Source organism: Bacillus cereus group sp. BfR-BA-01381, assembly GCF_022663555.1.
Taxonomy (GTDB): Bacteria; Bacillota; Bacilli; order Bacillales; family Bacillaceae_G; genus Bacillus_A; species Bacillus_A pacificus.
The window spans coordinates 1-11,299 of record NZ_JAKUFR010000125.1 but is presented as its reverse complement, the minus strand read 5'-3'; the positions used below and the strand labels follow the sequence as shown (position 1 = coordinate 11,299).

Genomic DNA, 11,299 nt, shown 5'->3' with positions numbered 1-11,299 from the left:
TTTTCTTTCGCCGCGTCCGTTTGAAGATCCTGGGCGACCTTGACCTTCTCCACGACGACCACGGTTGCCATCACGGCTACCTTCACGATTGCGATCACGGTTACCGTCACGATTACGACCATCACGATTGCGGTCACGGTTACGACCATCGCCACCGCGTCCATCACGACTACGATTACGGTTACCGTCACGGTACCCGCCTCCGTTACCGCCGCGTTTTTTAGAACCGCCACCTCTTGAAACAACTGGTGGTTCTGATGTTAAAGCGATTGGAGTTGTATCTGGCTCTTTTGTCATCATTTTTAAAGCAGCAGCTACTACTGTTACAGAGTCGTTCTCTTCTAACATTTCTTCTGCAATACGCTTGTAGTATGCTAAGTTTTCATTTTCAATTGTGTTTTGAAGTTTTTCAGCGATTAAACGTTGTTGACCTTCTAGTGCCTCGTCAAGTGTTGGTGCATCCATACGGTCCATTTTACGTTTTGTTGTACGCTCGATATTTTTTAATTGTCCAGATTCACGTGGTGTTACAAATAGCATTGCAATACCTTTTTTACCTGCACGACCAGTACGGCCAATACGGTGAACGTATGATTCTGGATCTTGTGGAATATCGAAGTTGTATACGTGTGTTACACCTGAAATATCAAGACCACGCGCAGCAACGTCTGTTGCAACAAGAACTTCAATAGAACCTTCTTTGAACTTACGTAATACAGACATACGTTTCGCCTGAGTTAAATCACCATGGATACCTTCCGCAGCATAACCACGTAAATTTAATGCTTCTGATAATTCATCAACACGACGCTTTGTACGACCGAATACAATCGCAAGCTCTGGAGATTGTATGTCTAATAAGCGTGTCAATACATCAAACTTTTTCTTTTCTTGCACTTCTAAATAGAACTGCTGAATGTTTGGCATTGTTACTTCTTTTGCTTTTACTTTAATGTGTTGAGGCTCAGTCATGAAACGCTCAGCAATACGACGGATTGGGTCCGGCATTGTCGCTGAGAATAGTAATGTTTGGTGTGTTTCTGGCACATCTGTTAAAATTGCTTCAATATCTTCAATGAAGCCCATGTTTAACATTTCATCCGCTTCGTCAAGAACAACTGTCTCTACGTTTTGTAAGCGAAGTGTTTTACGGTTAATATGATCTAAAATACGACCCGGCGTACCAACAATAATGTGTGGGTGTTTTTTTAGAGCACGAATTTGGCGGTTAATATCTTGACCACCATAAATTGGTAAGATACGAACGCGTTTATGTTTACCAATTTTGTATAGCTCTTCTCCAACTTGAATTGCTAATTCACGCGTTGGCGCGATAACAATACCTTGAACCGATTCTTTATGTGTATCCACTTTATCTAATAGTGGTAATCCGAATGCTGCTGTTTTCCCTGTACCTGTTTGTGCTTGCCCAATAATATCCTTACCTTGCAATGCATGTGGAATTGTTTCAGCTTGAATTGGCGTAGCCTCTTCAAAGCCCATACTTTCAACAGATTGCAGTAAAGAATCACTTAATCCTAATTCTCGAAATGTTGTCAATGTTACTTCTCCTTTTCTATCCTATACTTATCATTTAAAAAAAGGCGTTTTCCGAATTTGCGGAAAAGCCCTTTTCCTGAATGCTCACGTATATAAACGGGCGTATATTCTTCACGAAAATACTTCTAAACGTTATTACACTTTATCAATTATAAGTTTTGTATGTGTAAAAAGCAAACCCAACTGTTACCTTATTTTCATATTCAGAGGTTTTTTCTTCACTTTTATTTTTTTATATTTACTGTAAGCGCTTATTATAAGTTTCTTCTTTTTTCGTAGCTATCATCCCTATTTATATACACCAATTATTTCAACATCGTAATTACTTCTTCCAATTTCATACCGCGAGATGCTTTTATTAATACAACATCTTTTGCATCGACTACTGCTTGCAACTCTTTTACTAACTCTTCTTTATTATCATAAGCCTTTACACGTTCGTTAGGGAAATTAATTTTCGCTCCTTCAGCAATTTGAGCCCCTAATTTACCATATGTGAACACATAGGAGATTTTTGCTGGATCGATTAATTTACCTACCTCATAATGAAACTGTACTTCTTGATCTCCAAGCTCTAACATATCGCCGAGAACAACAATTTTTTTAGAGAATCCATCTAAACCATTCATTAGGTGGAATGCTGCTTCCATAGCTGTTGGACTTGCATTATAAGCATCGTTGATAATTGTTAATCCACTATTTGTTTTTACAATTTCCATACGCATGCCTGTCATTTGAAGTGTTACTAAACCTTCTTTCATCTCTTCCCACGTTACACCAAAATGTTTCGCAATTGCCATAGAAGCAAGCGTATTATACACATTGTGTTTCCCTAATACCGGTAGATAGAATGAAATGTTTTCTTCTCTATTCATTTTAAAGTGTGTCCCAGTTGCTTGTAACGTTACAGTCGTTGGATAGTAATCATTTGCTCTAGCATCACCAAACGTAACTGTTTCAGCTATTAAATTCATTTCAGGAACACGATTCGTTAATAATGGCTCGTCTCCGTTATATACGAACACTCCACCCTCTTGTAATCCTGTCACAATTTCTAATTTCGCTTCAGCAATTGCCTCACGAGATCCTAAGTCCATTAAATGCGCTTCACCAATGTTCGTAATGATAGCTGCATTTGGACGAGCTAACTTAGATAAGAATTCAATTTCCCCGCGGCTTGACATTCCCATTTCTAATACAGCTACTTCTGTATTTTCTTCTAAGTTTAAAATAGTAAGAGGTAGCCCGATATGATTATTGAAGTTTCCTTCTGTTTTTTGAACTTTGAATTTAGTCGCAAGAAGACTTGTTACAATATCTTTTGTAGATGTTTTACCGTTACTACCTGTCACACCAATCACTTTAACATCCAATTGGTCGCGATAGTTTTTTGCTAACATTTGTAATGCTGATAGCGTGTCTTCTACAAAAATAACCGGAAGATTCTCAGGTGGATTTGCTACATCTTTCATCCATAATGTCGCCACAGCTCCATTTTCAACAGCTTTATCTACAAAAGCATGTCCATCGAAACGTTCACCTTGAATCGGAACATATAAGTTTCCTTTTTCGATTTTTCTCGTATCAATAGACACTCCTTGTATAGTAATTCCCTCATACTGCTCTGCTAATCCCGTACCATTTGTCATTTGTTCTACTTGTTTTAACGTTCGATTTATCATAAAAACACTCCTTACATAGAGGAAGCACTATTCCTTCGAATAGTGCCTCCTCCTTTTTTGTTAGATTGTATATTTAATTTTTTGTTTTTCTTCGTGACGCTCCATCGCTAAACGAATTAGCTCTTCAATTAATTCCGGATACGGTAATCCAGTATGTTGCCATAGTAGAGGGAACATACTAAACGGCGTAAATCCTGGCATCGTATTCACTTCGTTAATATATACTTCTCCATCTTTCGTTAAGAAGAAATCAGCTCGCGTTAAGCCAGCACCATCTAACGATTGGAATGCAACAATCGCATCTCGCTTAATAACATTAGACTCTTCTTCTGTCATTTCAGCTGGAATAATTAACGCTGTATCACCATCGATGTATTTCGACTTATAATCATAGAAGTCTTTTTTAGGTACGATTTCACCTACAACTGAACATTTCGGTTCATCATTACCTAGTACACCAACTTCTACTTCACGTCCAACGATATTTTCTTCCACAATAATTTTACGGTCAAATTGGAATGCCTCTTCAAATGCATTCTCAAGTTCTTCACGATTTTTACACTTATTAATCCCAACACTTGAACCAAGGTTTGCTGGTTTTACGAAGCAAGGGTATCCTAATACTTCTTCTACTTTTTCATATGCTGTTTCACGATCTTTTTCCCATGCACTACGAATAAATGATGCATATTTTGCTTGTTTCAATCCAGCTTCTGCAAAGATGTTTTTCATAACAACTTTATCCATACCAGCAGCAGATGCTAGAACACCATTTCCTACATAAGGAATATTCATTAATTCTAGTAATCCTTGTACCGTTCCATCTTCACCATTTGGTCCATGTAGTAATGGGAAAATAACGTCGATAGCATTTTCCTCAGCATTTGCAGATGGAATGATTTCTGTGCTTAATGATAACGGAGAAATCGCATTTTCTGCACCGCTCATTTTTAGAACTTCAACATCTGTTACTTCACCTTCAATACGCTCACCGCGTACCCATTGACCTTGTTCTGTAATATAAATTGGATGAATCTCGAATTTATCTTGATTTAATGCTTTAATAGCAGCAAGAGCCGTTTGTAGCGAAACTTGATGCTCAGCTGATTTTCCACCATATAATAAACCTAATTTAATTTTTGTCACTGAAATCACCCTAACCAATTGTTTTCATTTTTCTATTTTAGCACTTTTTATAAAAATAGGTAGTTCCTATTTGAAATAAAATGCAACTTCCACAAATAATTAAATGACACCACTTATTGGTTTTCTATACTTTTTCCACTTAACTTTCTTCATACATATATAAAGTGAAACTTTAATCAGTGGGGGTCTTACTGCTCATTAAAGTGGGATAAAATTGTAAACCAATCTAGTTATGTACCTAAAATATGTAGAAATCCCCTTTTTGTGTATGTCATCTAATCATTAAGAAGATTGTTTGGTTAGTGTGCTTTTTTGCCTTTGTTCAACGAGACGGTCTAAAGAAATATATACAATACCTGCAACTACACATCCTACAGCTAAAATTGTAAATAGAAAGTGGCCAAGTAATCGATCTAATAAAAAACCTCCAAGAAGCGGACCGAATGCACTTCCTGTAATCCACTGCAAACTTGCAGCTCCCATATAAGTCCCTCTCAAATGTTCAGGGGCCAAATTCGCTACAAACGTCATCTGTACAGGCGACATAATCATCTCACCTAACGTATATATGGCATATACAAACAGTAACGTTATTAAAATAATTGTAGCATTTATATCAAATTCTCCAAACCACTTCGGTAACCACCCTATAAAAAATAATCCAATCCCAAACAAACATGCACCATATAACATCGTCTTTCCAACAGGTTTATCTGTGGCCCATTTTGAAATTTGAAATTGGAACAACACAACTAATAGTCCGTTTAACGCCATTAAATATGGGTATGGATTGTTAGTTCCAAAAATACCTTTCATTTCATTATCAAAGTGCAGTGGCAACATGCCTTCTGTTTGAGAAAATCCCATCGAAATAATGATACCTGCTAATAAATAAATCATGAGTTCCTTATCTCGCAATACAATTTTCCACACTGCTCCTGATTCCTTTTCTTTATCCTCTTCCTTATTCGTATTCTTTGGCATTGTCTCTTGAATAAGAACGAATACAAGTAATGCATAAAATAACATCGTAGATGCGGCAATAATAAACACAAGGTTCTTCGATAACATAACTACTGAAGCCCCCATTATCGGACCAATTGCAGCACCTATATTGTGTCCCATTCGCAATAAACCATATGCTTCTGTTCTTTTTTCTGGCGCCGTTACATCCGCAACCATCGCTGATGCAGCTGGATGAAATAACGAATTACTTAATCCTAAAAAAATAGATAAAATCGCATATGGAATAAATCCTTCTATAAATAAAAAACCGAGCATGAATACCGCATTGCTCGCCATCGAAAATATCATAATCGGTTTTCTTCCATATATATCAGCAATTCTTCCCCCTATAATTGATCCAAAGCTTGCAGCAATTGGAGACAGTGCCATAATCACTCCGACCTGTAATAATGAATCTACCTTATCTTTTAAATATAATGCAAAAAAAGGCATCAACATCATCATTGCAATTCCATTTAACGTCTCACCAATAAACCGAATCCATACGTTACGGTCCATCTCCCTTAACTCACGCCACGTATTTTTCATTATTTCACCCCTTTTGTTCACCAATAATTATCTTATAACAAGTTCAGAAGAATGTAAATTTTCAAAATTAAAAATCCATTCTAACAGAATTAGAATGGATTTTTCTACTTATAAATTGGCTGCGTCGTCTTCTTCTTTACTATTATTTAAAGCACTATGTTTTCGGCTATATAAGAAGTAAACCGCAATACCGATAATCATCCATACACCAAAACTAATCCAAGCCGTCCCGGATAATTGAAGCATTAAGTATAAACAAAAAATTACCGTTAACGCTGGTAAAAACGGTACAAGCGGCGCCTTAAATGCTCTTGGTAAATCAGGATGCGTTCTTCTCATTACAAAAACAGCAACAGCGACAAGTGCAAAGGCTGATAAAGTCCCCATATTTACAAGATGCGCTAACACATTTAAATCTATTAATCCTGAAATAAGTGCTGCAATAATTCCCGTTGTCCACGTATTTAAAAACGGTGTTTTAAATTTCGGGTGAACTTTAGCAAGACGTTTCGGCAACAATCCATCTCTACTCATTGCATATGAAACGCGTACTTGCCCATACATCATAACTAACATTACTGTTGTGATCCCTGTAATTGCTCCTACTGAAATTACTCCCGCTAAACTATCTTGTCCAATAAATTGAAGTGCAAAAGCGACTGGATCTGATATATTTAACTGTCCGTATGGAACAATTCCTGTCAAAATAAGCGAAACGATAATATAAAGAGCTGTACAAATTAATAAAGATGCAATAATACCAATTGGTAAATCACGTTGTGGACGTTTCACTTCTTCTGCTGCCGTTGAAACTGCATCAAAACCTATGAATGCAAAGAACACTGTAGCAGCTCCAGCCATTACACCATCTAAGCCAAATGGCATAAAAGGCGTCCAGTTTTCAGGTTTCACATAATTAAAACCAGCAAAGATAAAAATAAGAACAACCGCTAGTTTAATAAATACCATAATATTATTTACACGTGCACTTTCACGAACACCTCTAGATAAAAGAACTGTCATCACTAAAATAATTAGAACTGCCGGCAAATCAATTATTCCACCCTTTCCTGTACCAGGGGCTGAGGAGAGAATGGTAGGAATATGAATTCCAAATCCCTTTAATAAAGATTGGAAGTACGCGGACCAACCATTTGCCACAGCAGAGGTTGCAAGTAAATACTCAAGCATTAAGTCCCATCCAATTAAAAATGCGAATACTTCTCCCATCGTCGCATATGTGTACGTATAGACACTGCCTGAGACAGGAACTGAAGAAGCAAATTCAGCATAACAAAATGCAGCAAAGGCACATGCTAACGCGGCTATCGCAAATGATAATATAATAGCTGGTCCAGAATGTTTCGCTGCTACCACGCCCGTTAGAACAAAAATACCTGTTCCAACAATTGCCCCGATTCCAAGCATCGTTAAATCTAGTGCGCCCAATGTTCTTGCTAACGTCTTTTGTTTACTCTCTTGCATTAACTTTGCAATAGGCTTCTTTTGAAAAATTTGCTTCATAGCATGCTCCTCCAAGTTTTAAATTTTCTGAAAATTTTTAATTTGCTTTTTTATTTTACTCATAGCACTTTTCCCAGTCAATACTTTTGTCGAAATAAGTAGAAACTCTTATGAATATGCACGATTTTTATCATTCTTTCTATATATCTTTCTATAACTTTTTTTGGTATTATTATACATGTCGATTCCATAAAAAAGGCATGCTCTGTTATTGAGCATGCCTCTTTTTACTTATTTCACAGTATATGATCCCTCTTCAATCCAGCTATACATATATTTTTCATCTTCTGTTTCATGTGCTTGTTTTACAATACGAAGCGGACGGAATGTATCTATCATAACAGCTAATTCAAGCGTTTCTTTTTTCCCTATACTCGCCTCTGTTTTCCCAGGATGTGGTCCGTGAGGAATGCCGCTCGGATGAAGTGTAATAGACCCTTCCTCCACACCTTTTCGACTCATAAAGTTACCTTCTACATAGTACAGTACTTCATCACTATTCACGTTACTATGATAATACGGTGCCGGAATAGATTCTGGATGATAGTCATATAAACGTGGTACGAAAGAACAAATAACGAAATTGTGACCCTCGAACGTTTGATGTACTGGAGGTGGCTGATGAATACGACCTGTAATTGGTTCAAAATCCTCTACATTAAAGACCCAAGGATATAAATAACCATCCCAACCAACAACATCTAACGGATGATGTCCTAAAACATGTTTATGCATATAGCCCCTCGACTTTGTCATTACGACAAACTCACCTTTTTCATCATACGTCTCTAATTTTTCAGGACCACGAATATCTCTCTCACAAAACGGGCTATGTTCTAACAATTGTCCATACTCATTACGATAGCGACGCGGTGTTGTAATTTGACTATTTGCCTCTACAACAAGAAACTTAGTCTCTCCTTCATCTGGAATAACACGATAAATCGTTCCAATTGGGATTGTTACATAATCACCTTTTCGATAATGAATCGTTCCAAACATCGTTTCAATTTTTCCTGTTCCGTAATGGACAAACAACATTTCATCGCCATCACCATTACGATAGAAATAATCCATTTTTTCTGTTGGGCTCACCACTCCAATTAATAAATCTTCATTTCCAAGTATAAAGTTTCTTCCACTTACTGCATCACCACTTTTTTTATTTTCTTTCGTGCGAAAGTGACGATGAGAAAGAGCAACATCTTCTTCATATTGCAACTGACAAGAGTGGGATAATGCCGCATGCCCTACTTCCGTTGGCATATAATGATGATACAAAATAGACTGCGTACCAGAAAAACCTTTTGTTCCCATTACCTGTTCACGATAAAGCGACCCATCTTTTTTACGGAATTGTACATGTCGTTTATGAGGTAGCTCCCCCATGTGACGATAAAACATGCTCATCACCTGCTTCCCTTTCTATTTTGACCGTATTACATAATGTACCTAAACCAGTAATCGTAAGTTCTACCACATCACCATCTTGTAGCCACTCTTCTGTGCCTAGTTCTAAAATGCAACCTGTTCCTACTGTTCCAGAACCAATCACATCGCCTGGATATAACGTAACGTCTTCCGAAGCACGTTCAATCATTTCAGCAAATGTATAGTAAATATCTCGGAAGTTCCCTTTTGATAATAGCTTTCCATTTACATGAGCAGTCATCTCTAACTCATAACGGTCACCATTACGATAAATATCTAGTTCCTCTTTCGTAACAAGGTACGCTCCTAATGAAGTTGCAAAATCTTTTCCTTTCGCTGGACCAAGTCCTACCTTCATTTCTGTTGCTTGTAAGTCCCTTGCACTCCAATCATTCATAATACAATAACCCAAAATATATTCCTCTGCTTGCTCACGAGAAATATTTCTTCCTTCTTTCCCAATTACGCAAGCAATCTCTAACTCATAATCAAGTTTTTTAGATTTCTTCGGACTAATTACAACATCATCTGGACCAATTACAGCACGATGGTTCGTAAAATAAAAAACCGGGATATCGTACCATTCAGGTACAACATCTAACCCTCTTCGGCCACGTGCCGTTTTTACGTGCTGTTCAAATGCATAAAAATCCCTAATACTACTCGGATTAGGAATCGCTGCTGCTAATTGCACTTCCTCTAAAGAATATATGCCCTTTTCCGGATTATTAATATTACGCAACACTTCTACATACTCATCCGCTTTCTCTAAAAAGGCGAACATAGAAGAAGGTAATTTTCCACCACTAGCAAGATTCATATCGATTACTTTGTCACCTTCAAGCCATCCAGCTCGCATTTCTTTTGAAGGAAGACGAAATGTAACAAATTTCATCATGATTCCTCCTTATGAAAATGAAATTTCCACCAGCAAAAGAATTCCTGCTGGTGGATATAAATTTTATAAATTTCCGCGACGCTCTTGTTCTCTTTCAATTGATTCAAATAACGCTTTAAAGTTTCCTTCTCCAAATCCACGAGACCCTTTACGCTGAATGATTTCAATAAATAAAGTTGGACGATCTACAATTGGTTTCGTAAAGATTTGTAGTAAATAGCCTTCATCATCGCGATCTACTAAGATCTTTAATTCTTTTAACTTATCAATTTCTTCATCAATTTTTCCAACTCGTGCAGTTAATTCATCATAATAAGTATCTGGTGTATCTAAAAACTCCACACCATTTGCACGAAGCGCCTCTACTGTTTTAACAATGTCATTTGTTAGTAAAGCAAGATGCTGTACACCTGCTCCATTGTAGAATTCTAGATATTCTTGAATTTGTGATTTTCGCTTTCCATCTGCTGGTTCGTTAATAGGGAACTTAATACGACTTCCATTTGTCATAACCTTCGACATTAATGCTGAATACTCTGTACTAATATCATCATCATCAAAATGGATCATTTGTTTAAAGCCCATAACGTTCTCGTAATAACTAACCCACTCTTCCATCTTTTCAACATTACCAACTACATGGTCTACAGCAATTAAACCTGACTCTTCAAATGGAATATCAAACTCAGCCTTTTGGAATCCTGGCATAAATGTTCCTTTATAATTTTTACGCTCTACAAGCGTATGAATTGTATCACCATACGTACCAATAACTGCTTTTTTCAATGTACCGTTCTCGTCTTTTAACTCTACAGGTGGAGCAATTGCGACTGCACCACGTTTCACCGCTTCCGAGTATGCTTTATCAACATCGTCAACAAGTAATGCCACATCTTTCACGCCATCACCATGAGTCTTTACAAATTCTGCAATACGATTGTCGCTACTTAAAGCCCCAGACACAACGAAACGCATATTTTTTTGCACAAGAACATAAGATACTTTTTCACGATTACCAGTTTCTAATCCAGAGTAAGCCACGATTTTGAATCCGAATGCTCTCGCAAGGTAATAGCTTGATTGCTTTGCATTTCCTACGTAAAATTCCAAATGATCTACATCACGTACTGGAAAAAAGTCCTCCATTTGTGCAGCTAGCGTATCCATAGATTTTTGTTTCATAAAATCCTCATCCCCCTGTAAATAGATTAAATGGTCCATACTTAAAACCAACCGAAAACGCTTCCAACATCAATTAATAGAAATTAGTTAGCAAGCTAACAAATTCTGACCTTTAAAATTTTCTATCTTTTCTGTCAAATTCCTCTTTTTTTCTTACATATAAAATTCGACTTTTTTCTCTTTAAAATAAAGGGAGACTATTCATACTTGGATATATAGAAGAAAATAAAAAAGACCCCAACATATTAATTACTTACTAATATGCTAGAGTCTTTATTTTTTTTGAATAATTGTATTTATATGTCTCATACTAATACATTTG

8 protein-coding genes are annotated in these 11,299 nt (G+C 36.9%); all 8 read right to left on the bottom strand.

Features of this window, described 5'->3' with window-relative positions:
• Nucleotides 1-1,560, bottom strand: a 1,560-nt coding sequence (gene cshA / locus MR079_RS25925) for a degradosome RNA helicase CshA (protein ID WP_242294892.1), incomplete at its 3' end; no start/stop codon positions are given.
• Nucleotides 1,561-1,865: 305 nt separating this feature from the next.
• Complete coding sequence (gene murF / locus MR079_RS25920) at nt 1,866-3,242, bottom strand: UDP-N-acetylmuramoyl-tripeptide--D-alanyl-D-alanine ligase (RefSeq protein ID WP_000610682.1); 1,377 nt, start codon at nt 3,240-3,242, stop codon at nt 1,866-1,868.
• Between the two features lie 60 nt (nt 3,243-3,302).
• On the bottom strand, nt 3,303-4,388 hold the full coding sequence (locus tag MR079_RS25915; protein WP_000161443.1) for a D-alanine--D-alanine ligase: 1,086 nt from the start codon (nt 4,386-4,388) through the stop codon (nt 3,303-3,305).
• Nucleotides 4,389-4,670: 282 nt separating this feature from the next.
• Nucleotides 4,671-5,942 (bottom strand): MDR family MFS transporter, encoded by a 1,272-nt coding sequence (locus MR079_RS25910; RefSeq protein WP_242294891.1) that lies wholly within the window; start codon nt 5,940-5,942, stop codon nt 4,671-4,673.
• A gap of 108 nt (nt 5,943-6,050) precedes the next feature.
• Nucleotides 6,051-7,466 (bottom strand): branched-chain amino acid transporter BcaP, encoded by a 1,416-nt coding sequence (locus MR079_RS25905; RefSeq protein ID WP_242294890.1) that lies wholly within the window; start codon nt 7,464-7,466, stop codon nt 6,051-6,053.
• Nucleotides 7,467-7,697: 231 nt separating this feature from the next.
• On the bottom strand, nt 7,698-8,870 hold the full coding sequence (locus MR079_RS25900) for a homogentisate 1,2-dioxygenase (RefSeq protein WP_000499916.1): 1,173 nt from the start codon (nt 8,868-8,870) through the stop codon (nt 7,698-7,700).
• Nucleotides 8,836-9,792 (bottom strand): fumarylacetoacetate hydrolase family protein, encoded by a 957-nt coding sequence (locus MR079_RS25895; RefSeq protein ID WP_242294889.1) that lies wholly within the window; start codon nt 9,790-9,792, stop codon nt 8,836-8,838. The genes MR079_RS25900 and MR079_RS25895 overlap by 35 nt, the downstream gene beginning before the upstream one ends.
• A 66-nt stretch (nt 9,793-9,858) precedes the next feature.
• Entirely contained in the window at nt 9,859-10,977 is a 1,119-nt protein-coding gene (gene hppD / locus MR079_RS25890; RefSeq protein ID WP_242294888.1) for a 4-hydroxyphenylpyruvate dioxygenase, read from the bottom strand.
• Between the last annotated feature and the right edge of the window lie 322 nt (nt 10,978-11,299).